This is a genomic window from Actinoplanes sp. HUAS TT8 (genome assembly GCF_051380535.1).
Lineage (GTDB): Bacteria > Actinomycetota > Actinomycetes > Mycobacteriales > Micromonosporaceae > Actinoplanes.
Genome location: NZ_CP195646.1, coordinates 3,417,820 through 3,444,541, shown reverse-complemented (window position 1 = coordinate 3,444,541; position 26,722 = coordinate 3,417,820). Strand labels below are relative to the sequence as shown.

Here is a 26,722-nt window from a genome sequence, read left to right as displayed (position 1 = left end):
TGGCCGGGGAGCCGGAGCCCGCGCGACCGCGGATGGAGGCGGCGCGGCCGTCGATGTGCGGCCATCGCCGAGATCACCGGAGCCCCTATGAGGCACAGCTGTCGTCAATCTGCCAGTCCGTATCAGCACGGTCGGCGATAGCCTCTTCACGCTCAGTGGGCTCTACGCGAAGGGTGACCATGGACGCTCTAGCCGGCCGTCTGGCGGCCGAAACCGACATCCGGACTCTGCAGATGGGTCAGTACTCCGGATACCTCGACGATCCCGTGGTGGCGCGGCACGGACTGCAGCCCGACGGCCGTTTCCATCTGGGCGATGTGCTCGTCGACCTGCCGGCCGGTGAGCCGGTCGGCGACGTCGGCTTCCAGAACTGCGTGCCCGCCGCGATGGCGCTGGTCGCCCAGTCCTGGTACGCCGCGGCGAAGGAGCAGTACAACCCCACCCTGGAGGACACTCTCAAGATCTACGAGAAGGTGTCCCCGTTCCGGCGTGATCCGGGTCCGGCCGCGCTGGCCCGGGCCACCGTGCAGCCGAACTCCGGCCATCGTGAGGCCCACAACGACTTCGGGACCAGCCTGCTGCTGGCGTTGAAGGTGTGGGTGCACAAGGAGCAGCCGCTGGCCGGGCTGCTTCCGGAGGCGCGCTCCTTCCTGGAGATCGAGCCGCGCAACCTGGAGCAGCTGCGCGATGCGGTGACCCGGTTCGGGGGTGTGCTCGTCGGGTTGTCGCTCCCTCAGTCGATCAAGGACGGGTCGGGGGTGCTGCGGGATTCCTGGTACGTGCCCGGGTACGGCCCGGTGTACGACGCGACGCCGGGCAGCCTGTCCAGTCACTGTGTCGCCATCACCGGGTATTCCGAGCGGGAGTTCTTCTGTCTCAGCGCCGGGAAGATCCGGCGGCTGTCCCCGGAGTTCCTGCTCACCTACGTCGAAGAGGCCTACACGGTGACGTCGCCGGTGGTGCTGGACGGGAATCCGGCTCTGCGCGACCGGATCGCCGCCGACCTCGAGGACATCCGGCGGATCGATCGGCCGGCCGGCATGCCGGCGTTCAATCACCGCTGGCGCGGCGGCAACATCATGTAGGTCCGTTCGCGCCTCCACCGTAGTCGCTTCGCCGCCCGCTCGGACGTTGTCCACACTGGCCGCTTGTCCACAGGGCCTGAGCGGGCGGCGGCGACTTCCTGCAACAATGGATCCGAGGCGGTCAGCCCCCAGGGGGGTGGGGTCTAACCAGCTCGGCTCGCTGCCTGGGCGATGTTCTCGGCGGTCCGTGACGCCAGCGCCATGATCGTGATCATCGGGTTGGTGCCGGACGACGTCGGGAACGCCGACCCGTCCCCGATCCACACGCCGGCCGTGTCGTGCAGTTCTCCGCGCGGGTCGGCCACGCTTGTCGCCGGGTCCGTTCCCATCCGGCAGCTGCCCATCTGGTGCGCCGAGAAGAGCACCGCCCCACCCGCGCTCAGCGGGATCTTCGTGGCCTGTTCGACGTAGGCGTCCAGGTCCTGCCCCGATTCCCACGCCGGCAGGCCGTGCCCGAGCAGTCTGATTCCGCGCGCCCCGGCCGCGTGGTGCAGGCGGATCTGGGCCTCGATGGCGCGCCGGCTGTTCCGTACGTCCAAATCGTCTTTTATCGAATACCAGGCAGTTGTCTGACCTGATTCGTCGACCGTCACCCGCCCGTGGCCGCGGTCACGGATCAGTCCGATGAACGAGGCGTAGTTGCGGTAGTCGGCCATGGCCCGTTTGTGCTCGGCACCGGTCGTGAACGGCATCGCCGACGCGCCGAGACCGGTCGTGTACTGGACGCTCTCCATCAGGAAGCCGTAGTCGTCCTCGACCGCCGCGAACTCGTTGACCAGGGCGGCCTGCGGCGGACCCCACCAGCCTTTCATGTCCGTCCCGTAGTCACCGAGGGTGACCGTGCACGGGTGCAACCGCAGGTGGTGGCCCACCGCCGGCCCGCCGATTCCCGAGCGCAGCAGCACGCCCGGGGAGTCCAGGGCGCCCGCGGCGAGGACGACGATCGGTGCACGGACCGTGACCTGGGCCTGCCGGGAGCCGTCCTCGCTGGTCCATCCGGCCAGCACGCCGGTGGCCCGGCCGCCGGTGACCAGGATGCGGTCGGCGGCGCATCCGTCGATGACCCGCACACCGTGGTCGGCGACGGCCGGTTCCAGGTAGACCTTGAGCGTCGACTGTTTCGCGCCGGACGGGTCCCCGAATCCGAGACCGCCCGCGACCAGGGTGTCGTGCCGTTTCTCGTCCCAGTTGCGGTAGGCCGTCGCGAACGACCACCCGAGCGTTTCCGCACCGCGCCGCATGGCTTCGTGCGCCTGATTGAACTCCGAGCACTGATCGTTGACGGACAGTTCCCGCCATACGGCGTCGAGGTGCTTGTCGAACGCGGTGGTGGCCACGTCGTCGAGGCCGTGCGCGGCCCACTGCCGGCGGACCCGGTCGGTCGTCCGGATGCAGTTCGTCCAGTTGATCACCGTGCCGCCGCCGAGTCCGGCGCCGGTCATCAGCGTGATGTTCTGATCCGCGGTCGGCGTGGGGCCGCCCCGGCGGTAGGACTGCTGGTAGGCAGCCAGTTCGAGCTGGTGGAAGTCGCTCTCCCCGCGGTAGCGGCCCGCTTCCAGGACGACGACGCGGGCGCCGGTCGCGGCGAGCCGCCCGGCGATCAGACCACCACCGGCGCCGGAGCCGATCACGACGACGTCGGCGTCGAGTTCGAGGTCGCCGGCCGGGCGCAGCGGGGTGATCGGCCGCTTGTCGGGCGGCTGCGGACGGGCGGGCGGGCCCGGGTAGCCGAGCCGGCTCCAGTTCGGATTGCGTCCGGTGACGTCCGGCAGGCCGTACGTCAGAAGAAGAATGAGGCTGGTCAGTGGGGCCACGACGGGCCCCAGAGCGGCCAGGATCTGCTCCCGCTGCTGCTGGGAGGCGGCCGGGAAGCCCTGCGCGGCCAGGGCGTCGAGCAGGGCGCCGAGGGCTTGCTGCTGGTCGGTGGGCATGGCCGCGATGGTCGTCAGCACGCCCAGGTCGGCGCCGACATCGGTGGCGCGGCGCGCCCAGAATCCGTCGGCGTCGTCGGGATGGTCGATCGGGGGCACCACGGTGTCGCAGAGCAGTCGCAGCACCTGGGTCTGGTCCGGGGTCACGGAAACGGGCCTCCTGCATCCATTGGAGAAGGACGTCGTTGAAGCATCAATGTACGACGATGGGGGTCGCTGTGAACCCGGTCCGCGGCCCGGCGGTACACCCGGGTGCAGCAATTCGCCGACAAGGGGGACCCGTTCATGCAACCGATCGCCGGACAACCGCCCGAAGACGTCACCGCCCTCGCCCTGAGCCGGGGCCTCGGACATCTCGTCGACACCCGGAAACTGCCCAACCCGGTGACCCGCGGCCTCGGTCTGCTGGTCGGGTCGGCCGTGGTCTTCGGCCTGCTTCTGCTGCTCAGCTACCTCGGCCGCGACGCCGACGGCTTCTTCTGGGAGATTCTGCACGTCATCGCACTGTTCCTGTGCTTCATGGTCCTCTATTTCGTCATCAACGCGATAAGGGTGCTGATCATCGGCGCCCAGTCGTTCCACGTCTTCACGAACGGTTTCGTGCACCGAAAAAACGGCACATTGCGCGCGTACGTGTGGCCGGAGCTCACCGAATTCAAGCCGGTCCTCCAGACCCGCGGCGAGAACAAGGGCACGCTGCTCCACTATGCGCTCGTGCCCCGGCACGACAAGCCGATCGCCGTCCCGGTGGCCATCGTCAACGGCCGTGACACGTTCCTCGACAACCTGATGGGCCTGCTCCAGCACCACGGCATCCCGGTCAGCTGACCGTAGGCTGGGTCGATGGTGCGCGACGAGTTGCTGCGGCTGCGAGCGCGGGCGGAGGCCGAGGCGGCCACGCTCGACCGGGACCTGCACGCGCTGTTCACGGCGTCGCGCGACTCCAACGCGGACGACGAGCACGATCCCGAGGGTGCGACCATCGGCTTCGAGCGGGCGCAGCTGACCGCGCTGCTGGCCGCCGCCCGGGAGCGGATCGCCGAGGTCGACGACGCCCTGAGCCGGGTGGAGGCGGGAACCTACGGCATCTGCGAGGGCTGCGGGCGCCCGATCGCCGAGGAGCGCCTGATCGCGCGGCCGTTCGCCCGCCACTGCATCGCCTGCGCCTAGACCCGCTCGGTGACGACCCGGTGGACCTCGTTGAGCAGGGTCTGCGCCTCGAACGGCTTACGGATCAGCGGCGCGTCGGCCGGTAGTTCCTTGCCGCCGGGGGCCGGGCCGCTGGTGTAGCCGGACATGAACAGCACCGGCAGCCACGGGCGGTCGCGGCGCAGTTCGTCGTAGAGCTGGGTGCCGGACATGCCGGGCATGATCACGTCGCTGAGCAGCACGTCGAACTCCAGGGCCTCCTCGCGGCACAGGCGCAGCGCCTCGGCCGGGTGCGGGGCCGCGAACACCTGGTAACCGGCTTTGCGCAGCAGCCGGCAGACGATGTCGCGGACCTGTTCCTCGTCCTCGACGACCAGGATCCGCCGCCCGTCACCGGCCTTGGCCGACGCGACCGGGGCGGCCGGGAGGACGCCGGGGGCGCCCGCGGCCCCGGCCGGCAGCCGCACCCGCAGCGTGGTGCCGTGGCCGGGCTCGGATTCCAGGCTGATCGTGCCGCCGGCGTCGGTGACCACGCCGTACGCGGTGGCCAGCCCCAGCCCGGTGCCGCTCCCCCGTCCCTTGGTGGTGAAGAAGGGCTCGAACGCGCGGGCCAGGACCTCCGGGGTCATCCCGGTGCCGGTGTCGGTGACCGCGAGGCAGACCAGATCGCCGTCGCTGCCGTGTTCGCGGCTGGTGCCGATGGTCAGGCGCCCGCCGGACGGCATCGCGGCCCGGGCGTTGAGCACGGCGTTCATCACGACCTGTTCGATCTTGCTGCGGTCGATGACGACCGGCGGCAGGCCCGGGATCAGGGCCGTGCCCAGTTCGATGTCCTCGCCGAGCGTGCGGCCGAGCAGCCGCAGCATGTCCGAGGCGACCGCGTTGAGGTCGAGCAGCTCGGGCTGGGAGGGTTCGGAGCGGCTGAACATCAGCAGCTGGCGGGTCAGCCCGGCACCGCGGGCGGCGGCCTGTTTGATGCCGGCCGCGTCGGGCCGGCCCGGGTGATCCTCGCCGAGCTCGTCGGTCAGCATGTCGGCGTACCCGGAGATCACCGCGAGGATGTTGTTGAAGTCGTGGGCGATGCCGCCGGCGAGCTGACCGAGCGAGTCGAGCCGTTCCGACTGGCGCAGCTGCTGCTCCAGCACGGCCCGTTCGCGTTCGGCGGCCATCCGCTCGGTGACGTCGCGCAGGATGCCCTCGACGGCGACGACCTCGCCCGCGTCGTCCGGGATGGCGCTGGCCCGCTGCTCGATCCAGACCACCTCGCCGTCGCGCCGGCGCAGCCGGAACGTGGTCGTCCCGGAGCGCGGCCCCCGCCAGGACTGTTCGAAGGCGGTCCGGTCCTCGGGCTCGATCCGGTTCACGATCAGCCGCGGGTCGGCGTAGAAGTCCTCGGCCGGGTATCCGGTGATCGACTCGACCGCCCGGCTCAGGTACTCCATCCCCGGCGCCGGCCCGAGCCGGTAGCGGAAGATGATGTCCTGGGCGTGCTCGGCGAGCAGCCGGAAGCGCTCCTCGCTGTCGCGCAGCGCGGCCTCGGCCCGGCTCCGCTCGGTGATGTCGGTCGAGATACCGGCTACCGCGTACGGCGTTCCGGCCGCGTCGATGAGCGGAAACTTCACCGTCAGATACGTGCGCACGCCGTCGTCGCCCGGCGCGTGTTCCTCCATCTGGACCGGCACGCCCCCGGCGAGCGCCTGCCGGTCGTTCTCACGGAACGCGTCGGCCACGTCGAGCGGGAACAGGTCGTGGTCGGTGAGCCCGACGATGTCCTCACGACGCAGGTCGAACAGGCGCTCGTACTCGCGGTTGACCAGCAGATAGCGGCCGTTGGAGTCCCGCATGTAGATGACCGCGGAGGTGTGGTCGATCAGGGCCATCAACTGGTCGAAGCCGAGTTCGGGCATCCTCTCGCGCGTGCCCTGGCGCCCTCGGGCGCCGGTCCGTGCCTCCACCCCGCCCCCGGCTGCGTCGTCCGTTCGGGTCATCCGGCCAGTTCCAGCACGACCGGCGCGGCCGCTCCCCGTCCGCAAGGTACCTCCGAATCGAGCGTGCTTTCCGCCGTTTCCCCGATCAGCAGCGGGCGCAGCGCGGCCAGGACGTGCCGCTGGCGGGCCCGGGTGATCCGCTCCAGGAACGTCTCGGTCATGCCGGTGGTGCCGGCCCGGTTCGACACCAGGCGCCGGTCGCCGAGCCCGTCCTGGTCGCGCTGCCGCTGCGGTTTGAACAGGAACTTCTTGCTCAGCATCAGATGCGCGCCGGAGACCCGCGCGTGCATGGTGAGCAGCCGGTACCAGTCGATCAGGGCCGGGTGGTGGGCGATCAGCCGGCGCAGGTCGCCGTCGTCGGACAACCTCAGGTCGGTCTCGTCGGTCCCGATCGCGGTCAGCAGCCGCAGCGGCAGCGCCGGCGCGCTCATCAGCTCGCCGATCTCCTCCCGCTCGCGTTCCAGCAGCGCCGGGAACAGGCGCCGGGCCTGCTGGTCGTAACCGGGCTCGGCGATCCCGAGCAGGAAGTCGCGTTTGAGCGCTTCCGGGTCGAGGGCGCCGCTGGGCGGGATGTCGTCCGGCGTCCAGTGCGCCGCGAACTGCCGGAACACGTCCATGAACATCTCGGCCGCCATCGTCTGGTCGGACGGCCGATTCGCGAAATCCAAGAACAAACGGCGCATAGCGCCGAGCAAGACCGTTGCTTCGCGTACGCGGTGACGGGCGCTCTCGCCGATCAGGTCGGCGTGATCGACGGCGAGCGGCTCCAGCAGCCCGTTGACCGCCAGTTCGATCGCCTCGCCCTGCTTGACCAGCAGGAAGAAGCGCTCCTCACCCGGGGTGCCGGTGTAGCTGCGGATACGTCCGTCGTCGAAGATCCCGGGAAGCTCGGCGACCATCTCGCCGCGCAGGAGCACCTGGATCGTGCCGACGTTCCACCGCACCAGCGAGGCGTAGCTGTCCCGCCCGTAGTGACCGGTTCCGGTCTGCTCGGCCACGCCCGCGAAGTAGCCCCGGAACGGGATGCCCGCGTCGCCCACCGGCATCCCGGCGAACGCCTGCTCCGGGTGCTCGACGCCGCCCGGGGTGCGCTCCTGGTAGTGCCGGGCCACCGAGGCACCGACAAAACCCAGGTGCACCAGGAGCCGCTGGGCCTGTCCGGGGGTCAGCTGCGTGATCTCCGGCAGGCGGTCGAGGACGTGCTCGCGCACCTCGGTGACCAGGCGCCCGGGTGGGGCCTGGTCCCGCAGGATCGCCTCGTTGAGCCGGGGTAGTTCGTCAAGCACCCAGTCGCCGACCTGTTCCGGAACCATCCGGACCATCACCTCCGCGGACGTCTCATCCGTTCCCATCGGCTCGACAGCAGCGGTGATAAGCGAGGACGATCACTGCGAGTCGCATCCTCTGCATGATCGGGCGTTCGGCCGGATACGCCCCGGCAGGGCCGTTCCGGGGGCGGAACACGACAACGCGGCCCGGCGATCAGTCCGGAACTGATCGCCGGGCCGCGGTTCACCGACGTACGGGGGAAATGGTGTTGATCTTGGTCAGTTGCCCGAGATCGACCAGTGCCAGGCCTCGGCCGGGAAATTGACGAAGCCGTACTCCTTGGCGTGCAGGGTCAGCCACTTGAAGGCCGGCGTCTTCGACGAGATGGTCTTGCCGCCGGACGAGATGTCCACAGCCAGGCCGATCTCGTGCAGCGAGCGGCCGGGAATGGCGGTCGGGACGCGGCACGACGAGGACGGGGCGGTCCAGACGTCCGGGCAGCCGTTGATCTTGCGGAGCTCGATCTGGCGCTGAGTGGTGCGGAAACCTCCGCCGGACATCGGTACGCCGTCGGCCTGCGCGGCGTCGATCATGCGTTTGAAGGCGAACGCGACGACGCGGTTCACCGTGACGCCGTACACCTGGGTGGTGTCCGTGATCTTGAAGGTGGGCCGGACCTGGTCGACCACATCCTTGCTCAGCGTGGCCGCCTGCGCGGCGTAGGCGGCGGCCGTGGGCAGCGTGGCGATCGCGGTCCGGGTCTTCTGGATCGCCGCGGTCTCGTAGGCGAGACCGGCATTCGCCCTGTTCAGACGGGCGATCGCGCCGCGCGACTCTCGGCCGGCGGTGACCAGCGCGGTCGCGGCCCGCTGCGCCTGGTTCCTACGGAGAGTGGTGGTCTTGGTGGCCGTGGCGACGGCCTTGCGGGCCCGGGTGATCGCCGAGTTGCTGCGGGGCTTCTGCTTGGACGCGGCGGCCAGCCGCTGCTTGGCGGCGGAAAGAGCGGTCCGGGCGGCCGAATAGCGGTTCTTGGCGGTCGTGTCGGCGGTGGTGGCGGTGGCCAGCGCGGCGCGGGTGCCCCGCTGGGCGCGGCCGGCCAGGGCGATCTCGGTGTTCCAGGCGGCGATCGCCACCTTCTGGCCGGAGAGCGAGGTCTTCATGGCCTGGAGCTGCACGTCATGGGTGAGGCTGCGATACATCAGGCTCGACCAGCTGGACGCGATCTTGGGCGCCTCGGCCCGGGCCGGCGCCGCCGGCAGGCCGATCGCGGTTCCGGCGGCGGCCAGCGCGATGATCGCCGCGGCGGCGGACTTCGGGAGAGTTCGCTGTCGTGTCGTCACCCGGAGACTGTGAAAGCCGCCGGGTTCGATGTCCGTTCCCGATCAGGATCCGGCCGGTTGCGGAACCTCAGTTCGGGGTGAACAGGCCCTCGATGCCGACGAGGATCGCGATCACGCCGAAGATGGCGATGATCAGGGCGCGACCGGCCGGCTCGGTCGGGCCGGGCGCCTCCAGGATCCGGCGGCCGGTGAACTTCTCCCAGGTCAGCAGGACACCGACGGCGATACCGACCACCTCGAAGTGCCAGATGTGCCCGTCCACAAGGTGAACGATGAAGAAGAACCCGCCGGCGATCAGCGCGATGATCCCGATCAGCCAGGACCAGCGGGCCACCCGGTCGGTGAAACGCTCCAGGCCACCGCCGACGTTCGGCAGCCGGCGCAGCAGCGGGATGGCCAGCAGCAGTCCGCCGAGAATATTCGCAAGATCGAGCACGAAAGCCATGGCGAGAGCGTAATGGGAGCGATCCCAGCCCGCCACCGACACCCGATCATGAGCCCGCCTCGCCCGCCTCGCCCGCCTCGCCCGCCTCGCCCGCCTCGCCCGCCTCGCCCGCCTCGCCCGCCTCGCCCGCCTCGCCCGCCTCGCCCGCCTCGCCCGCCTCGCCCGCCTCGCCCGCCTCGCCCGCCTCGCCCGCCTCGCGAACGTGGCCGGCCTCTTGCGGTTACGGGCCGGCTTCGGCCGTTGCCGGCTTTCTTGCGGTGGCCTCGGCTCGGGCGGTCACGAGCGGAGGAAGGTGAGGACGGCGAGGACCCGGCGATGGGTCTCCTCGGCCGGCGGCAGTCCGAGTTTGAGCAGGATGCTGCGGATGTGCTTGGCCACCGACGCCTCGGCCACGGTCAGCGCGGCGGCGATGGCCACGTTCGACCGGCCCTCGGCGACCAGCGCCAGCACCTCACGCTCCCGGGCGGTGAGCGATTCGAGGGGGTCGCGGCGCCGCCGCAGCATCTGCCGGACCACTTCCGGGTCGACCACCGTCCCGCCCTCGGCGACCCGGCGCAGGGCGTCGACGAACTCGTCGACGTGCCCGATCCGATCCTTCAACAGATAGCCCAGATGAGTCCCGTCCCCGGCGTCGATCAGCTCGGTCGCATACCTCGTCTCGACATACTGACTCAGCACCAGGATCGGCAGCCGCGGCCGCTCGCGGCGCAGCTCCAGGGCCGCCCGCAGGCCCTCGTCCTGAAAACCGGGCGGCATCCGCACATCGGTCACGACCACGTCCGGCTCGTGGGCGGCGACCGCCGCCTGCAACCCGTCCCGGTCGGACACCGCGGCGACCACCGTGTGCCCGAACCGGCCCAGCAGCCCGACGAGACCGTCGCGCAGCAGGACACTGTCCTCGGCGAGGACTACCCGGAGTCCGGAAGCGCCTGACAAGGAATCTCCACGGTGAGACGGGTGGGACCACCGGCCGGACTGGACAGCGACAGTCTGCCACCGACGACCGACACCCGATCGGCGAGCCCGATCAGGCCGGTGCCGGCGTCGATGTCCGCGCCGCCCCGCCCGTTGTCGCTGACCTCGACGGTGAGGATGCCGGCGGCGTAGCCCCCGGTGACCGCGCCCCGGTCGGCGCCGGAGTGCTTGGCCAGGTTGGCCAGGGCCTCGGAGACCACGAAGTACGCCGTGGACTCCACCGCCCGCGCAAACCGCTGCCCGGCCCACCCGCCCTGCTCGGCCCGCCCGCTCTGCTCGGCCTGCTCGGCCCGCCCGGCCTGCTCGGCCTGCTCGCTCTGGCCGGCCCGCCCGCTCAGGCCGGCCCGCCCAGACTGTCCGACCGGCCTGACCTGCCCGGCCGCGAACGTGACGTCGACTCGCACCGCGCACCGGGCGGCCAGATCCGCGATCGCGGCCTCCAGACCGAAATCGGTCAGCAGCGGCGGATGAATGCCGCGGATCAGCTCGCGCAGCTCGACCAGGGCCTGACCGGCCTCGTCCTGCGCGCGCGTGAGCTGCTCGGCCAGTGGGCCGGCCGGGGCGTCCAGCCGGGCCAGCCCGAGCATCATCGACAGGGCGACGAGCCGCTGCTGGGCCCCGTCGTGCAGGTCGCGCTCGATGCGGCCACGCTCGGCCTCGAACGCGTCGACCAGGCGGACCCGGGAACGGGCCAACTCGACGACGCGCTGATCCGGGCCGTCGCGCGGGTTGAGGATGCCCCGGCCCAGGGCCGCGCGGGCGGTGGCGAGCAGGCTCATCCCGTACGCGCAGAAGAAGAATGTGAAAGCACCGGCCAGACAGGCAAGAAGCGCCTGTGCCCAGGAGGTGACCGCGTAGGCCTTCAGCACGTTGACCTGCTCGCCGTCGCCGATCGTGGCGAACAGCGCGGGCGTGGCCAGCAGCGCGGCCGGCACGGTGACGCCCAGCAGCACAGCGAGCAGGTCGATCGGCCAGAGCACGGTCATGAGGAGAGCCGCGAAGCCGAGCGCGCGCCACGTCGCGGGCTCGGTGTAGCGGGTCCGCAGCCAGGAGGTCAGCCCGGGTCGAGGTGGGACGCGATGACCGTGGCGCAGCGGCCGGTCGTCGATCAACCGCTGGAACCGCCGCTCAAGGGCCGCCACCGGGACGCCGATCAGGGCCAGGGCGGCCAGCAGCGGCAGACCGACGATCACCACGGCCAGGACGCCGCCCACCGCGAACAGCAGCAGGGTGGTGAGCAGCGCCAGGAGACCTGTAACGCCGTTCGCCAGCAGGTAGATCGTCGCCCGCAGCGGACGGACGGACCCGAGAGGACGCACGCGAATCACCGTAGAGGGCGGCCGGATCGGCCACCAGCAAGCAGGCATTACCTCCGGAGGTAGTCCTAGGGCTACCCCGAAGACTCACTCCTGCACGAATGTGCCCGGGTCGGCCGTGCGGCACGGTTGACGCCATGTTGATCCTGACGGTGAGCGGCCTGCGGGCCCGGTGGGCGACCCTGGTCGGCGCCTTCGTGGCGCTCGGTCTCGGTGTCGCCCTGCTCGCGATGACCGGGCTCGGGCTGGCCGCCACTCTGGACGCGCCGGAGCAGCCGCCCGATCGGTTCGCGACCGCTCCGGTCGTGGTGCGCGGCGACGACGAGCTGCGGGTCGCGGGTCGGATCCAGACACTTCCGCGGCCGAGACCGGTGCCGCCCGAGGTCGCGGCCACGCTGACCAGGATGGGCGCGATCGCCGACCGTTCCTTCCCGGTGGGCGACGACGGCCTGGTCGGGCATCCCTGGTCGGTCGCCGGTTTCGGGGGTTATCAGCTGGTCACCGGCCATGAGCCGCGCGCTCCGACCGAGGTGGTGGTGACCGGCGATCCGTCCGCGCCCGGCCCGGCGGGCTACCGGGTGGTCGGTGCCGTCGCGCCGATCCCCTACGAGCAAGCGGTGTTCTTCACCGACGACACCGCCGCACGCCTTTCCCCGAAGATCGACAATTTCGCCGTACGGGCGACGCCGGCGGCCGTGCGAGCGGCGATCGGCGACGCGGCCGGCGTCCAGATCCTGACCGGTAATGATCGGCGGCAGGCCGACCCCGATCCGGACCGTGACCGGGACGCGCTGACCGCGATGAACGCGCTGCTCGGCACCGCGGGCGGGGTCACCGCGTTCGTGTCGGTGTTCGTGGTCGCCTCCACGTTCGCCTTCGCGGTGGCGCAGCGGCGCCGGGAGATCGGGCTGCTGCGGACCGCCGGGGCAACCCCCGGCCAGGTCCGCGTGATGGTCTTCGGGGAGGCCGTCGTGGTCGGGGTGCTGGCATCGGCGGCCGGATGTGTGCTGGGCTCACGCGGTGCGCCGTGGCTGGCCCGGCTCCTGGTCCGGGAGAGGCTGGCACCGTCCTGGTTCGCGATCGGTGACCATCAGTGGCCGTTTCAGGTGGCGTTCTGGACCGGGCTGCTGGTCGCGCTGGCCGGGGTGGGCGCCGCGATGGTCCGGGCCGGGCGGATCCGGCCCCTGGAAGCCCTGCGGGAGGCGGCGGCCGACACGACCGTGATGACGCCCGGGCGGTGGATTCTCGGCGGTGCGCTGCTGGTGACCGGGCTGGGGACGCTCGGCTGGCGGCTGCTCAGCGATCCCGGCGATGCGTTGCACCGCAAGACGTATGTCACCCAGCCGATGCTGCTGATCACCGCGGTCGCGCTGCTCGCGCCGATCCTGGTCCGGCCGCTGGTTCGCCTGGTCGCGCGGCTTCCGGGGGCGATCGGCCTGCTCGTGCGGGAGAACGCGAGCGTGGCGGTCCGGCGGACCGCAGCGGTGGCGGCGCCGGTCCTGGTGACCGTCGCGCTCGCCGGATCGTTGCTGGGGACCACGGCGACGATCGACAAGGCCAAAGCCGCTGAGGTACGGGGGCAGACCGTTGCCGACCTCATCGTGCGGGGGCGGCTCGACGACCGGACCGTCGCCGCGGTCCGGGCCGTCCCGGGAACAAAGGTCATGGCCGGCGCCGCCACGACCGTCTACACCCTTGAGGAGGGTGTGGCGCTGGCCCGTTCGCGTGGTCGCGCCGTGGATCCGCGGGCGCTGTCCGCGGTCCGTCACCTGCCGGTCGTCGCCGGTGACCTGAACGACCTCGACGACGACGGCATCGTGGTCAACGCGGAGTGGGCCGACCACACGGTCGGTGATCGGGTCCGGGTGTGGCTCGGCGACGGCACCGAGCGGACGCTGCGGATCGTCGCCGTCCTGGCCGTCGGTACCGGCAGCAACGGTGTCTACCTGACCATGCGCAACGCCGGCGGGGCCGAAATCGATCAGGTGGAGATCGCTACCGACTCCGTGGCCGACGTCCGGGAGGTCCTGCGGGACTCCGGAGCACGGGTGCAGACCCGGGAGCAATGGCTCGCCGGGCAGCGGCCGGCCGGGAACCGGCAGACCAGGGTGGGCTACTTCGTGGTGCTGGGGCTCGCACTGCTCTACACCGGGATCGCGATCGCCTCGACGATGCTGATGTCCACCTCGGACCGGGTCGGCGAGTTGAGGGTTCTCCGGATGGTGGGCGCCACCGGGCGGCAGGTGCGGCTGCTCGTGGCGGTCGAGGCCCTGACCGTGGTCGCGGTCGGTACCGTCCTGGGCATGATCGTGACGGGGATGAATCTTCTGGGCATCTGGGCCGCGCTGGCATCGCTCTCGGTGTGGTCGGCGATCACCGTCCCGTGGCCGGCCCTCGTGCTGACCCCGGCGGCCTGCGCGATCATCGCGGTAGCCGCGGCCACGGCAGCGATCGGCCGGGCCGGCCGATGACCGGGAGGCGCGAACGGTATCGATGGGCGGTCTCGCGGTGACCAGGGCGACCCGGCCGACGCCGGTGAGTGGGCCCGCGTTAACCAGGGTGACCTGGTCGACGCCGGTGGTCCCGCGATGACCAGGGTGACGCGGCTGGCGCCGGTGGTCCCGCGATGACCGGGGCGACGCGAGCAGCGCCGGTGGGTGGTCCCGCGGCGGCTGCGGGAGGTGATCGGCTGCGTTGGGTGGTCCTGGTCGTCGGGATGATGGCGATGATCGCCGGCAGCACGTTTCAGTACGGGCTGGCCTACCTGATCCCGGCGTTCCGCGACCAGGGACTCTCCCTGGAGGAGACCGGTCTGCTGGTCGCCTGTCCGACCGTCGGCGTGACGTTCACGCTCATAGCGTGGGGAGCCGCGGCCGACCGCTGGGGCGAGCGCGCGGTGCTCTCCACCGGACTCGGGCTGGCCGGCCTGCTCGTGATCGCCGCCCGGTGGGCGCCCGGCACGCCGAGCCTGGCCGTGTGCCTGGCCTTCGCCGGTGCGGCCGGTGCGTCGGTGCTGGCCAGCGGCCGGTTGATCCTCGGCTGGTTCGCACGGCGCGAACGCGCCCTGGCGATGGGCATCCGGCAGAGTGCCGGACCGATGGGCCTCGCGCTGGCCGCGGCCACGCTGCCCGCGCTCGCCGGCCACGGCCTCGGCCGCCCCCTGTTCTTCCTCGCTGGGCTGTTCCTGACCGCCGCTACGGCCGCGTTCGTGCTGGTGCGCGACCCGAACCCACAACCGCCGAGCGACGGCACGGAAAGACCGCCGGGTGAACCGGGCCCGCAGGAGCCGAGCGACGGCACGGAAAGGCCACCGAGCGACCTGGGCTCGGAACCGCCGGGCAACAGCATGGCAGTGCCGTCACGCGCCCCGGGCCCGCAACCGCCGGGCGACAGCGTGGCGGGGCCGTCGCGCGCCCCGGCCCCGCAACCGTCGGGCGGCAGTGCGGGGGCGGTGGTGCGGGAGGCGTCGCCCTATCGCACGTCTGTGCTGTGGCGGGTTCATGCCGCCAGCGCGCTGCTGATAATCCCCCAGTTCACGATCACCACGTTCGCGCTCGTGTTTCTCACCGATGTTCGTGGGTGGTCCGTGCTCGCGGCCGGGCATCTGCTGGCCGGGGCGCAGGTGTGCGGTGCGCTCAGCCGGCTCGGGGCGGGCTGGTGGTCGGATCGGACCGGGAGCCGGCTGAAACCTGTGCGGATCATCGCGGTCACGACCGGCGCCGGCATGCTGGCACTGGCCGCGGCCACCGGGGCCGGGTCGGGTCTGGCCGTGCCGCTGCTGTTGTTCCTGGGTGTGGTCGCGGTGAGCAGTAACGGTCTGTCGTTCACCGCCGTCGCCGAGTATGCGGGGGCCGCGTGGGCCGGGCGTGCCCTCGGTATCCAGACCACCGGCCAGAACATCCTGACCGCGGCCACTCCCCCGGTCCTGGCCGTGGCGATCGGTTCGGTCAGTTTCGCGCCGAGTTTCGCCGTGGTGGCCGCCATTCCGCTGGTCGCCGCTGCGCTCGTCCCGGTCGCGGCGGAACGCTCCGCCGCCGGCGACCGGTCGCGCCCGAAGGCCGACCAGGCCCAGAGCAGGCTCAGCACGTGACCCGGAGGCAACCCGGCCAACCCGGGCGCGGCAGGTGATCCGGAGAGCGACCGGGCCAGGCCGGGCTCGGCAGATGACCCGGCAAGCCCGGGAGCCGGCCTCGACCAGGTGGGGGCGGCGGGTGCGTGGGCCGGCCACGACAGGCGGGCGGGTCAGACCAGGTGGAGGCGGCGGGCGGCGATCGTGATGGTCACGCGCTGGCCCCAGGAAAGTTCGAGCGCGTCCGACTCCAGGCCGTCGGCGAAGACCACGAGGCGTTCACTCTCGCTGGTCAGCTCCAGCTCCTGGCCGGCGGTCAGCAAGCCGCTGACCTGCTGCACGCCGGTGGCCGGGGACGGCCAGGCCTCCCGGACGAACCAGCACAGGGCCGGGTCGGCCGGGCCGGGCAGGGCCGGGGCGGCGACACGGTCCCGGGCGATCGACGCGCACCAGCCGGTGGCGCCGGTGCCGGTGCCGACGATCAGGCCGGACGACGACTGGCGTTCCCGGGCGCCGTCCGGGGTGGCGATCACGTAGCGCGCCGACTGGTGGCCGGCGTGACCGATGTAGATCTCGTTGAGGCCGTAGAGTTCCTGCCCGTCGTCGAGCCGGGCCATCACCATCGTGCGTTCCATGGTCCGGATCCGGCTGCGGACGAGCCGGCCGACCTCCGAGGCGGGATGACGGACCAGCACTCCGGGGTTGCGCCCGGGTTCCGGGTTGACGCCGATCACCGGTTGTCCGTCCAGGTATTTGGCCACGTTCGCGACGAGGCCGTCCTGGCCGACGGCGATCACCCAGTCCTCCGGGGCGAACAGGAAGCGGGGCAGGTCGGTTCGTTCGACGTGGCCGCGCCGCCAGTCGGCCGGGACCGCCGCACCGACCTCGGTCAGCGCCTGCCGCTGAGCCTCGTGCCGGGCGGTGACCTCGTCGAGGTCGCGTCCGCGCTGCTTGAGGTAGTAGGCCGCGGCGCCGCGGGTGCCGTGCCGGGCGAGGAGCTCGTCGAGCTCGCTGCGCCGCGACACGACCACTACACGGGGGTTCAGGGTGCTCATGATCCGATGCGCCCGATCAGTTTGCTCAGCAGGTCCGGCGTGACGGTGAGTTCGCCGATGGCCGGGAGGTGCTGGGCCAGTTCCTTGAGGGCGAGCGACTGGAGCACCTCGGGCGGCAGGTCCCGGTAGGCCGCGAGGCGGGCCGCTTCGGTTTCGGCCTCGGCCAGGCCGACGACCCGGGTGCCGGCCGCGCGGGCTTCGTCGCGCAGGCGTTCGGCGTCGGCTTCGGCGGCGGCCGACAGGCGGGCCCGTTCGGCTTCGCCCTGGGCGGTGACCAGCTGCGACTCGGCGTCGAGTTCGGCGCCGCGCCGGGAGTTGGCACCGTGCTGTTCGACCAGTTGCTGTTCCTGCCGGGCCAGTTCGATCTTGCTCTGGAGTTCGTTCTCGGCGATCGAGCGTTCCTGCTGGACGGCGTGGGCCCGGCGGGCGTAGGTGGCCCGGTCGGCGTCCTGCTGCACCTTCTCCCGGGTCGGGGTCTGCAGGGCGCGTTCCAGTTCGGGTTCGGGTCGCAGGGCGACGACGCGGGCGCTGACCACGGTCACGCCGGTCTCGGCCAGGCGCGGGTCGGTGGCCAGGGCATCCGCGACGGACTGCCGGACCGGGGCGATGCCGGTGGTCAGGGCTTCGGCCAGGGGCAGGCGGGCGAGCACGTCGAGGGCGGGCTGCTGGGCGAGTTCGGCCAGCAGGGTGGCGACCTGGTCGAGCGGCTGCCCGTTCCACAGTCCCTTGTAGGGGTCGATGGAGAAGTCGAGCCGGGACGCGGCGGCGGCCGGGTCGCTGAACCGGTAGGTGACGGTGGCCTGCACGGTCACGTCGGCGAAGTCCTCGGTGCGGGCGTGGAACAGCAGCGGCAGTTCCCGGTCGTCGACCGGCACTTCGGACAGGACGGCGGTCAGCGGGCGGTACCAGAACGCGAGGCCGGTGCCGGAGCGCTTTCCTTTGCCCTGGACGGTCCAGCTGACCCAGCTGGTCGGGGCGGAGCGCAGGTGACGCAGGTGCAGACGGCGTTTGACGTCGGCCATCGGAGGGGTCCTTCCTTCGTTTTCGTCACCATGACGATAAAGGCTTGTGGTTATTATCGTCAACATGACGCTATACATGGCGGCCGTCACAGTTGATCTCGTGCTGCTGACCATCCGGCAGAGCGCGCTGCAGGTGCTGCTGATCCGGCGCGGCATCGAACCGTTCCTCGGCCAGTGGGCCCTGCCGGGCGGTTTTGTGCACGACGACGAGGATCTGGACGCGGCGGCGGCCCGGGAGCTGCGGGAGGAGACCGGCGTGGATCCCTCCACCGGTCATTTCGAACAGCTTTCGACGTACGGAACCCCCGGGCGCGATCCTCGCGGGCGGGTGGTGACCGTGGCCTACCTGGCCCTGGTCCCCGATCTTCCGGCCCCGACCGCCGGAAGCGACGCGGCCGGCGCCGAGTGGCGCCCGTTCGACGACGCCACCGGTCTGGCCTTCGACCACGACCGCATCCTGGCCGACGGCATCGAGCGGGCCCGGGCCAAGCTGGAGTACACGCCGCTGGCCACGGCGTTCTGCCCCCCGGAGTTCACCGTGGCCGATCTGCGGGACGTCTACGAGACGGTGTGGCGCACCAGACTGGACCCGCGCAACTTCCATCGCAAGGTCACCGGCGCCGAGGGTTTCGTCGAGCCGACCGGCCACAGTGTCACCCGTGATCGTGGCCGGCCCGCCCAGTTGTACCGCCGCGGCCCGGCCACCCTGCTGCATCCGCCCCTGCTACGCCCGTGACCAGGCTGCGGGCCGGGGAAAGGGCGCGGCTGGGGACAGGCCGGGAACCGGGATGCCCGCGCGACGCGGTGACCGGCGCCGGGGGCATCATCCAGCCCCCGGCGCGACGGGAGACGATCAGGGGATGCGGCGCAGGTAGTAGCGGACCGGGAAACCGGTCCGGTAACCCTCGTCCTTGTAGAGCGCCTGCGCGTTCACGTTCGACTCGTCGGTCGACAGTTCGATGCGGACCACGCCCTGCTTCTCGGCCCGCTCGGCGGCCGCCCGCAGCAGCGCCCGGCCGACGCCGTGGCGGCGGAACGACGGCGCGACGAACAGGTCGTTGAGGGTCCAGACCGGGGCGCGGCGCACCGAGCTGAACGTCGGATAGATCTGGGTGAACCCGGCCGGCTCGTCCCCGATCCGGGCCAGCAGGATGATCGACTCGTCGCGGGTCATCCGCGTCTCGATGAACGACCGCGCGTCGTCCGGCTCGGCCGGTGCCTGGTAGAACTCCAGGTAGCCGAGGAACAGCGTGGTCACGTCGTCCAGGTCGGCCAGGTCGGCCTGCTCGATACGTACGTCGGAATGCATTTATCGTCCTTTATCCGGCGTCAGGTCAGCCGGACGCTATCATGATCATCCCGTCGATATCGGGATGCGGCACGCGCTGGACGACACTACGCTCCGCGACCTATGACGAGTCGACTGACCGCGCTGCGCATCGATGCGATCGACCCCGGGCGCACCGCGCGATTCTGGGCCGGCCTGCTGGGCCGGGAACTGGCCGACGAGACCACGCTGCTGCCGCCGGACGACACCGGTTTCCGCATCCGGTTCACCGCGACCGACCGACCGAAGAGCGGGCAGAACCTGGTGCACTTCGATCTCACCAGCACCGACCTGGCTGATCAGGAACGGACAGTGGCCCGGACTCTCGAACGCGGCGGACGGCACCTGGACATCGGCCAGTCGCCCGAGGAGGACCACGTCGTGCTGGCCGATCCGGAGGGCAACGAGTTCTGCGTCGTCGGCCCGGACAACACATTCCTGGCCGGCTGCGGCTACCTCGGGGCGGTGAACTGCGACGGCACGCAGGCACTGGGCTATTTCTGGAGCGCCGCGCTGGGCCGGCCGCTCGTCTGGGACCAGGACGAGGAGACGGCGATCCAGTCCCCCGGCGGCGGCCCGAAGATCACGTGGAGCGGGCCGCCGCTGATGCCCAGGAACGGTGACCGGATCCGGTTCGAGCTGGCCGCCGACGACGCCGAGGTGGATCGCCTGGTCACGCTCGGCGCGACGGTCGTCCGCCGGGAATCGGGGCAGGTGCTGCTGGCCGATCCCGACGGGAACGCTTTTCACGCCGTACCGTAAGCGTGTTTTTTAACCGAGGACGATCGGCTCGAAGATCGACGAGAACTTCTGCTGCTGTTCCGAGGTGTTGAAGTTCACGTAGTAGTGCAGTTTTGCGTAGTCGGCCTCGCTCGGGAACACCAGCGAGCTGCTGGCCACCTGCTCCATGTCGGTGCGATCAGTTCCGGTCAGGGCGGCCGCGTCCTTCTTCATCTGGGCCTGCGCGCCCGGCACCGGGCACACGTAGTTGATGTACTCGGCCAGCGACGCCGCGTTCTCGACCTCGTAGAAGAAGTCGATGAGCATCAGCGCGTCGACCGGGTTGGTGGCGGTGACCGGGATGGCGAAGTTGTCGGTCCAGATCGTGCCGCCCTCCTGCGGGATCACGAACTTGAGGTTCGTGCCGTCGGAGAGGTTCTTCTGGAAGATGTCGCCGGACCAGGCCTGGGTGAGCCACACCTCACCCTTGCCGAGCGCGTCGACGTAGTCCTGCTCGTAGTACTTGCGGACCAGGCCGGCGTCGCGCTGCTGCTTGAGCTTGGCCGCCGCCTTCTTCCAGTCCTCCTCGGTCGAGTCCTCGGGCTTGAGACCGGCCGCGAGCAGACCGAAATTGGCCAGCTCGGTGGCGTCCGACATCATGCCGACCTTGCCCTTGAACTGCGGGTCCCACAGGTCGGCCAGGCTGGTGATCTCCCGGCCGGTCCGGGCCGGGTCGTAGGCGATGCCGGTGATCCCCGAGGCCCACGGCACGCTGAACACGTTGGCCGGGTCGAAGCTCTCCTCGGTGTACTTCGACGAGACGTTCGCGGTGAAGTTCGGCATCTTGGCGTGGTCGAGCGGGGCGAGGAAGCCGGCCGCACGGAATTGACCGAATTGGATCCCGTTGGTGATCACCATCAGGTCGTAGCCGATCGACTGGCGGGCCGACAGCTGCGGCTGCACCTTGGCGAACCAGGGGCCCATCTCCTGGATGACCTCCTGGTAGTTCACCTGGATGCCGGTCCGGGCGGTGAACTTCTTCAGCTCCGGGTGCGCCGGGTCCATGTAGAGCGGCCAGTTGGCGAAGTCGACCTTGCCGTTCTGCTTCTTGTCCTGCCAGAACGTGGCCAGGGTGCCCGCGTCGACGCTGGCCGCCGGCGTGCCCTGGCCCGGAACCCCGCACGCCGCCAGCGCCGCGCCGAGCGCGGACAGGCCGCCGAGCCGGAGGGCGTCGCGACGGCCGAGCCTCCGCTGGGTGACGCCGCGCAGCAGGGACGGTTCGGTTGCGGTGCGGGAGAACATCGAGCTCCGATCGGGTTTTACCAGGTACGGGACCCCCAGGTTACCCAGCGGTAGTGGTCCCTCCGGGCGCCGAATCTCAAGATCAACAGTCCGGGTCGTATCGTCCGACCATAAGCTGCGGCATCATGGCCTGATGGCGGAATCGGACGCCAGGCGGCGCACCTGGCTCGTCCTGATGACCGTGGCGTTGGCATATGCGACCGGCGCGCTGGTGGCCTTCCTGGTCTTCGGCGCCACGTCGATCGTCGTGCTGTTCCTGCCGGCCGGGGTGACCCTCTCCGCACTGCTGCTCAACCCGCCGCGACGCTGGCCGGCCATCCTGCTCACGGTCATCGCCGTCGAATTGGTCATCGACGTCCGGCAGGGGATAAGTTTCCCGTACGCGTGTGGCTTCGCCCTGGCCAACACCGCCGAACCGCTGCTCGGGGCGACCCTGCTGCGCCGCAACGTGCCCGGTGACGTCGATCTGTCGCAGCGGCGCGACCTGCTGGCGTTCCTCGGCTGCTGCGTGCTGGCCGGGCCGCTGCTCGGGGCGGTGATCGGCGCCACCACGATCACGATCGGTCAGGACCGCGGGTGGTTGGAGTCGTTCCTGCCGTTCTGGGCCGGGGACGCGACCGGCGCGCTGACCATGGCCGGCACCGTGCTGGCCTGGCGCGGGCCCCTTCGGGCGGCCGTACTCCCGCTGCTCGCGACGGTCGCGGTCACCGCCGTCGGATTCTGGCCGCAACACCTGCCCCTGTTCTACCTGCCCATCCCACTGCTCTTCGGGCTCGCCTTCAACCGATCGCTCGCGGTCACCATGCCGGCCGGGCTGGCGATGGCGATCACCGCCAACACGATGACCAGTTCCGGTCACGGACCGTGGGCGGTGCTCGACGGGCCGGTCGAGCTGAAAACCGCCACCCTGCAACTGTTCCTGGCCGTCACGATCCTCGGCGCATGCTTCCTGACCGTCGGCATCGCCGAGCGCGACCAGGCATTGCTGCAGGTCAGCGCGGCCCGCCGCCTCCAGCGGGCGCTGCTGCCGACGATTCCCGACGCCCGGCCCGGCGTCCGCGTCCGCGCCGGATACCGCCCGGCCGACCTCACCCACGACGTCGGCGGCGACTGGTACGACGTCTTCGACCTGCCCGGCGACCGCATCGGCATCGCCGTCGGCGACATCGTCGGCCACGACCTCGCCGCGGCCGCCGCCATGGCCCGCACCCAGGCCACGCTGCGCGTCCTCGCCCAGCCGGCCCCCGGGCCGTCCGAGGTCCTCGCCGCGTTGGAGCGGGCCAGCACCCTGATCAGCGGCAGTTACGCCGGCACGGTCGGCTACGCCGACCTCAACCTCACAACACGACTGCTCCGGTACGTGTGTGCCGGTCACCCGCCGCCGCTGCTGGTGACCGCGGAGGCGGCGTCGTTCCTGTGGGAGGGCCGCTCGCTGCCGATCGCGGTGAACCCCGGGGAGCACGGCCACGGATCCCTGACCGTGCCGGACGGCGCGCACCTGATCTTCTACACCGACGGCCTGATCGAGCGGCGCGGCGAGTCCCTGCAGGTGGGGTTGGAGCGGCTGGCGGCCACCGCCCTCGGCCTGGTCCGAGCCGGGGTGGGCGATCTGTGCCACGAACTGCTCCGTGCGATGCCCGCGCCCGGACCCGCCACGGACGACACCGTCGTCCTCTGCCTGCACTTCCCTTAAAGTAACGCTCAGGAGGGCAGAGTGGCCGGGCGTGACGACGGGGTGGACAGCCGGCGGACCGACACCCGGGAACGGGCACTGCGGGTCGCGCTGGGGCTGTTCGCGCGGCAGGGCTACGCCGGGACGTCGCTGCGGGAGATCGCCGAGCAGCTCGGGGTGACCAAGGCCGCGCTGTACTTCCACTTCCGTTCGAAGGAGGAGATCCTCACGGCGATCCTGCGCGGATACCTGGACGGGGTCAACGCGCTGGTCGCGGACTCCGGGGGTGGGCAGGAGAAAGTGCTGCGCGGATACGCCGAGCATCAGCGGCGGTGGGGGCTCGACCTGGTGCTGACCGTGCGGCAGAACTTCAGCGAGATCCAGGAACTGCCGATCGGCGCGGAGATCCGGTCCGGCATGCGTGCGCTGATCGACGTGCTGGCGCCGGCCGGGGCCGATGCCGCGCAGCGCCTGCGGGTCCGGGTGGCGTTGTCCGCATTCCAGACCGCGGCGGTGACCGGGCTGACCGAGGACGCCGCCGACGAGGACGACCTCCAGGAAGCGGCCCTGGCCATAGCCCTCGATCTTCTGCACGGTCGGTGACGCGGATCCACCGGGTCTCCGGGGCGACGTGGGTGGGTTTGTTGCTCTGACCGCAACCACCCGACCACGCCGCCCTTGCGGGCCTCGCGTCCTGGGCGCGCCAGCGCCCTGCGAGGACCGGAAGGGTCCCCGCGGGAGCGACGGTCTGTACCCCGGCGGACCGAGGCAATGAAGAATTTGATCTTGAGGGGAACGGGAAAACCCGCCGGGAGAGTTCCGGCGGGTTTTCGCGTTCGAGCGGGTGTCGCGTCTGGGCTTTTTCGGTCGTGGAGTGGCCGGTTGGTCAGGCCGCGGCGGGCTCCGGGGTGGCCTGAGTGGCGACCGGTTCGGGCTTTGCCGCCGGCTTGCTGCCCCGGAGAGGGACGTGGCGGACGAAGAGCGCGACGACGACGCCGATCACGGCGACCGCGCTGCCCCAGATGAACAGGGCACCGATGCCGTCGGTGACCGCCTTCTGGAACAGGACGCGGGCCGCCTCGGGCATGGCGCGCAGCGCCGCCGGAGTCATCGACGACACCTCGCCGCCGGCCGCGGCGCCGCCCGCCTCGGTGAGGGAGCTGGTCAGGTGGTGGGCGTAGATCGCGCCGAGGATGGAGACACCGAGCGAGCTGCCCATGTTGCGCAGGAACGTGGAGACGCCGGTGCCGGCGCCCATGTCGCGCATCTCCAGGCTGTTCTGGGCGATCAGCGTGCTGGTCTGCATGATTCCGCCCATTCCCGCGCCGAGGACAACCATGAAGAGGGCCGTCACCGTCTTAGAGGTGTGCAGGCCGACCGTGCTGAACAGGAACATTCCGGCGACCACGAGGGCGGATCCGATGATCGGGAAGATGCGGTATCGGCCGGTGCGGCTGATGACGTTGCCGACCACGATGCTGACCACCATGACGGCGGCCATCATGGGCATGAGCAGCAGGCCGCTGTTGGTGGCCGACGACCCCTGGACGAACTGCTGGTATTGAGGGAGGTAACCGATCGCGCCGAAGAGCGCGAAGCCGGAGATGAAGGCGATGCCGCCGGCCAGCACGAAGTTGCGGTTGCGGAAGACGCGCAGCGGCATGATCGGCTCGGCCACCCGGTTCTCGACCGCGATGAACGCGGCCAGGCCGGCCAGGGTGAGCGCGATCAGGCCGAGGATCTGCGGGGACGTCCAGTCGTACTGGGTGCCGCCCCACGTGGTGATCAGGACGAGCGAGGTGATCCAGACCGCGAGCAGCACGGTGCCGAACCAGTCGATGCGGGCCGCGCCCTTGCCCTGGGGCAGGCGGGCCAGGGTGATCCAGGAGACGACGAGCGTCACGATGCCCAGCGGCAGGTTCACGTAGAACGCCCACCGCCACGACAGGTGGTCGGTGATGAAACCGCCGATCAGCGGGCCGCCGATCATGGCGACCGGCATGACCGCCATCATCACGCCCTGGTATCGGCTGCGGTCGCGCGGCGGGATCATCTCGCCGATGATCGAGAGCACGCCGACGATCAGGCCGCCGGCGCCGAGGCCCTGCACGGCGCGGAAGCCGACCAGTTCGGCCATGTTGTGGGCCATGCCACACAGCATCGAGCCGACCAGGAACAGGGCAACCGCGGAGACGAAGGTGATCCGGCGTCCGAAGAGGTCGCCGAGCTTGCCCCAGATCGGAGTGGCGATGGTGGTCGCCAGGATGTAACCGGTGGTGACCCAGGACAGATGCTCGAGACCGCCGAGGTCACCGACGATCGTCGGCAGCGCCGGGGCCACGATCATGTTGTCCAACTGGGCGAGCAGCATGGCGATCACCAGGCCGCTCATCGTCACCATGATCTCGCGGTGACTGAATCCCAGTCCCGCCTCGTCCGCCGGTCTGGCCGGCGCCGCGGGTTCCGCCATGGACTGTGCCCTCCCTCGCTGCGATGTGACGGAGGTTCCATCGGTCGCGAGGGAGCGCAACTTAGCCTGCCGTTCGGCAAGCCGTCTCAGGCCGGGACGACGATCCCTTCGGTCAGCAGACGGCGGGCCAGGACGAGGCGGTCGGCGTCGTCGTCGAGCGGCAGTTCGCCGACCGGGAGCGGCACGCCGTCGAGGGCCAGGCGCACGGCCGGCTCGCATTCTCCGGGCATGGCCAGGGTGCGGCCGCCACCCAGGTGCAGCGTGATCCGGTCGCCGTCGCGGGTCAGGTGCCAGCGCAGGCCGGCGCGGGCGACGATCATGTCGGCCGGGGTGAGCGCGTCGGCGAAGTCGAGCTGGGCGAGCGGGCCGAGCGGGGCCGGGCGGGTGGCCGGGCCGGTGCGTTCGCGCAGGCGGTCGACGATCTGCTCGGCATCGGCGGTGAGCAGCCAGGAACGCAGGGCGGCGACGGTGGCCGCCAGTTCGGCGCCGACCGCGTCCGGGTCGGTGAGATCGATGCCGTACGGGAGGGAGGCGCGCAGCCGCGGGTCGGTGGAAGCCATCGCGAGCAGCTCCTCGACCAGGGCGTACCGGGTCAGGCCACGGATGCCGATCGTGACATGCAGGGAACGGCCATTTTCCGTACGGGCGGAGTGCAGCCAGCCACGCGGAAGGTAGAGCGCGTCACCGGGCCGCAGTTCGGCGTCGAGCGCGGGCGTGCCCTCGGCGTTGGCGGCGACCTCGTCGGCCCGGCCACCCCAGGGCTGCTGTTCGAGCGGGTCGGGCAGCACCGGCGGGTGCACGGTCCAGCGCTTGGTGCCCTCGATCTGCAGGACGAACACGTCGTGCGTGTCGTAGTGGGTGGCGAACCCCTGACTCGACGGCGGTGTCAGGTACGCGTTCACCTGCAGCGGGCGGTCCAGCTCGGCGCTGAGCCGGCCGGTGAAGTCGATCAGCGGCGACCAGATCCGGTGCAGGCCCTGCAGGACAAGGGTGGCGCCGTCGGCGAACAGGCGCATGACCTGCTCGTCGAGCACCTGGTCGGTGATCTCGGCGCCCGCTCCCCCGCCGCCGGTGAACCGGGCGCCCGGCAGGACCTTGCCCTGCTGGGCGACCCGCAGGAACGGGGTGCGCAGGCCGCGGCGGCTGAGCAGCTCGTCGACGGCGGCCGAGGAGAGCAGGTCGTGGAACCCGCCCGGGCCGCGCAGGTCGGCGGCCCGGGACAGCAGCGGCGTCCGTCCCCAGTGAGCGGCGGCGAACTCGGCCGGATCAGCAGCGACGATCCGGCCGAGAACGTTGTCCTGCCTGGTCAGGGCGGTGGTCATCAGGAGGCGGAACCGTCCGCGCCGCCGTCGTGGCCGGCCACGTTCGCGCCGCCGTCGGCCGGGCCCTCGCCCGCCGCGCCGCCGTCAGCCCCACCGTCCACGGCGCCCGGGTCGGCACCGCCGTCGGCCGGGCCCTCCGCGGTGCCGTCGGCCGCGCCGTCGTGGCCGTGCGGGTTCGCGCCGCCGTCGGCCGGGCCTTCGCCGCTGGTCGGGTTCGCGCTGGTGAAGTCGCCATCACTGATTGTCATGATCTTTGCGTACCCGC

Annotated in this window: 23 protein-coding genes; 9 read left to right on the top strand and 14 right to left on the bottom strand. The window is 71.1% G+C overall.

The annotated features are described in order from the left end of the window. The first annotated feature begins 179 nt into the window (after positions 1-179). Positions 180-1,085 carry a hypothetical protein gene (locus ACSHV8_RS15400; protein WP_436533563.1) on the top strand — a complete coding sequence of 302 codons (906 nt, stop codon included), beginning with the start codon at positions 180-182 and terminating at the stop codon, positions 1,083-1,085. A gap of 143 nt (positions 1,086-1,228) precedes the next feature. Here ACSHV8_RS15400 and ACSHV8_RS15395 read toward each other — a convergent pair whose 3' ends face one another. Continuing rightward, on the bottom strand, positions 1,229-3,163 hold the full coding sequence (locus ACSHV8_RS15395) for an FAD-dependent oxidoreductase (protein WP_436533561.1): 1,935 nt from the start codon (positions 3,161-3,163) through the stop codon (positions 1,229-1,231). Positions 3,164-3,301: 138 nt separating this feature from the next. On the opposite strand from ACSHV8_RS15395, the gene ACSHV8_RS15390 reads away from it, so the two are divergent. Then, positions 3,302-3,844, top strand: coding sequence for a hypothetical protein (locus tag ACSHV8_RS15390; RefSeq protein WP_436533559.1), 543 nt, complete (start codon positions 3,302-3,304; stop codon positions 3,842-3,844). A 15-nt stretch (positions 3,845-3,859) separates the two neighbouring features. Next, positions 3,860-4,186, top strand: coding sequence for a TraR/DksA family transcriptional regulator (locus ACSHV8_RS15385; RefSeq protein ID WP_436533557.1), 327 nt, complete (start codon positions 3,860-3,862; stop codon positions 4,184-4,186). On the opposite strand, the gene ACSHV8_RS15380 is transcribed toward ACSHV8_RS15385, so the two are convergent. The 6 genes from ACSHV8_RS15380 to ACSHV8_RS15355 form a co-directional block, all read right to left on the bottom strand. Continuing rightward, positions 4,183-6,072 (bottom strand): PAS domain S-box protein, encoded by a 1,890-nt coding sequence (locus ACSHV8_RS15380; protein WP_436533555.1) that lies wholly within the window; start codon positions 6,070-6,072, stop codon positions 4,183-4,185. The genes ACSHV8_RS15385 and ACSHV8_RS15380 overlap by 4 nt on opposite strands. 77 nt (positions 6,073-6,149) lie before the next feature. Continuing rightward, entirely contained in the window at positions 6,150-7,505 is a 1,356-nt protein-coding gene (locus ACSHV8_RS15375) for a hypothetical protein (protein ID WP_436533553.1), read from the bottom strand. Positions 7,506-7,700: 195 nt separating this feature from the next. Then, positions 7,701-8,762 carry a D-alanyl-D-alanine carboxypeptidase family protein gene (locus ACSHV8_RS15370; protein ID WP_436533551.1) on the bottom strand — a complete coding sequence of 354 codons (1,062 nt, stop codon included), beginning with the start codon at positions 8,760-8,762 and terminating at the stop codon, positions 7,701-7,703. A gap of 67 nt (positions 8,763-8,829) precedes the next feature. Continuing rightward, positions 8,830-9,207, bottom strand: a complete 378-nt coding sequence (locus ACSHV8_RS15365) for a hypothetical protein (protein WP_436533549.1) — start codon at positions 9,205-9,207, stop codon at positions 8,830-8,832. A 276-nt stretch (positions 9,208-9,483) separates the two neighbouring features. Further along, entirely contained in the window at positions 9,484-10,143 is a 660-nt protein-coding gene (locus ACSHV8_RS15360; RefSeq protein ID WP_436533547.1) for a response regulator, read from the bottom strand. After that, positions 10,116-11,501, bottom strand: coding sequence for a sensor histidine kinase (locus tag ACSHV8_RS15355; RefSeq protein WP_436533545.1), 1,386 nt, complete (start codon positions 11,499-11,501; stop codon positions 10,116-10,118). Before ACSHV8_RS15355 ends, ACSHV8_RS15360 begins: the two co-directional genes overlap by 28 nt. 134 nt (positions 11,502-11,635) lie before the next feature. Between ACSHV8_RS15355 and ACSHV8_RS15350 the strand changes: the two genes are divergently transcribed. Then, positions 11,636-13,969: an FtsX-like permease family protein gene (locus tag ACSHV8_RS15350; protein WP_436533543.1), complete on the top strand. Its 2,334-nt coding sequence runs from the start codon at positions 11,636-11,638 to the stop codon at positions 13,967-13,969. A 227-nt stretch (positions 13,970-14,196) separates the two neighbouring features. After that, positions 14,197-15,588 carry an MFS transporter gene (locus ACSHV8_RS15345; RefSeq protein ID WP_436533541.1) on the top strand — a complete coding sequence of 464 codons (1,392 nt, stop codon included), beginning with the start codon at positions 14,197-14,199 and terminating at the stop codon, positions 15,586-15,588. 152 nt (positions 15,589-15,740) lie between these two features. On the opposite strand, the gene ACSHV8_RS15340 is transcribed toward ACSHV8_RS15345, so the two are convergent. Together ACSHV8_RS15340 and ACSHV8_RS15335 are read right to left on the bottom strand one after the other, a co-directional pair. Further along, on the bottom strand, positions 15,741-16,622 hold the full coding sequence (locus tag ACSHV8_RS15340) for a hypothetical protein (protein WP_436533539.1): 882 nt from the start codon (positions 16,620-16,622) through the stop codon (positions 15,741-15,743). Continuing rightward, a complete protein-coding gene (locus tag ACSHV8_RS15335) occupies positions 16,619-17,644 on the bottom strand; it encodes an SPFH domain-containing protein (RefSeq protein WP_436533537.1) in 1,026 nt (341 codons plus the stop codon). The genes ACSHV8_RS15340 and ACSHV8_RS15335 overlap by 4 nt, the downstream gene beginning before the upstream one ends. Before the next feature lie 64 nt (positions 17,645-17,708). Between ACSHV8_RS15335 and ACSHV8_RS15330 the strand changes: the two genes are divergently transcribed. Beyond that, positions 17,709-18,380 carry an NUDIX hydrolase gene (locus tag ACSHV8_RS15330; protein WP_436533535.1) on the top strand — a complete coding sequence of 224 codons (672 nt, stop codon included), beginning with the start codon at positions 17,709-17,711 and terminating at the stop codon, positions 18,378-18,380. A gap of 117 nt (positions 18,381-18,497) precedes the next feature. Here the strand turns inward: ACSHV8_RS15330 and ACSHV8_RS15325 are convergent, their stop codons facing one another. Further along, entirely contained in the window at positions 18,498-18,953 is a 456-nt protein-coding gene (locus ACSHV8_RS15325; RefSeq protein WP_436533533.1) for an N-acetyltransferase family protein, read from the bottom strand. A 102-nt stretch (positions 18,954-19,055) separates the two neighbouring features. Here ACSHV8_RS15325 and ACSHV8_RS15320 point away from each other — a divergent pair, with 102 nt between their 5' ends. Next, a complete protein-coding gene (locus ACSHV8_RS15320; RefSeq protein ID WP_436533531.1) occupies positions 19,056-19,733 on the top strand; it encodes a VOC family protein in 678 nt (225 codons plus the stop codon). 9 nt (positions 19,734-19,742) lie between these two features. Here ACSHV8_RS15320 and ACSHV8_RS15315 read toward each other — a convergent pair whose 3' ends face one another. Then, positions 19,743-20,993 (bottom strand): polyamine ABC transporter substrate-binding protein, encoded by a 1,251-nt coding sequence (locus ACSHV8_RS15315; protein ID WP_436533529.1) that lies wholly within the window; start codon positions 20,991-20,993, stop codon positions 19,743-19,745. Between the two features lie 133 nt (positions 20,994-21,126). Between ACSHV8_RS15315 and ACSHV8_RS15310 the strand changes: the two genes are divergently transcribed. Together ACSHV8_RS15310 and ACSHV8_RS15305 are read left to right on the top strand one after the other, a co-directional pair. Further along, on the top strand, positions 21,127-22,686 hold the full coding sequence (locus ACSHV8_RS15310; RefSeq protein ID WP_436533527.1) for a PP2C family protein-serine/threonine phosphatase: 1,560 nt from the start codon (positions 21,127-21,129) through the stop codon (positions 22,684-22,686). Between the two features lie 21 nt (positions 22,687-22,707). Beyond that, positions 22,708-23,268 (top strand): TetR/AcrR family transcriptional regulator, encoded by a 561-nt coding sequence (locus ACSHV8_RS15305; protein WP_436533525.1) that lies wholly within the window; start codon positions 22,708-22,710, stop codon positions 23,266-23,268. A gap of 283 nt (positions 23,269-23,551) precedes the next feature. Here the strand turns inward: ACSHV8_RS15305 and ACSHV8_RS15300 are convergent, their stop codons facing one another. Genes ACSHV8_RS15300 through ACSHV8_RS15290 form a run of 3 tightly spaced genes read right to left on the bottom strand, consistent with a single transcriptional unit; the run spans position 23,552 to position 26,705 of the window. Continuing rightward, positions 23,552-25,195, bottom strand: coding sequence for an MDR family MFS transporter (locus tag ACSHV8_RS15300; protein WP_436533523.1), 1,644 nt, complete (start codon positions 25,193-25,195; stop codon positions 23,552-23,554). A 26-nt stretch (positions 25,196-25,221) separates the two neighbouring features. Continuing rightward, complete coding sequence (locus ACSHV8_RS15295; RefSeq protein WP_436533521.1) at positions 25,222-26,457, bottom strand: cupin domain-containing protein; 1,236 nt, start codon at positions 26,455-26,457, stop codon at positions 25,222-25,224. Continuing rightward, positions 26,457-26,705, bottom strand: coding sequence for a hypothetical protein (locus tag ACSHV8_RS15290; protein ID WP_436533519.1), 249 nt, complete (start codon positions 26,703-26,705; stop codon positions 26,457-26,459). Before ACSHV8_RS15290 ends, ACSHV8_RS15295 begins: the two co-directional genes overlap by 1 nt. Positions 26,706-26,722: the final 17 nt, after the last annotated feature.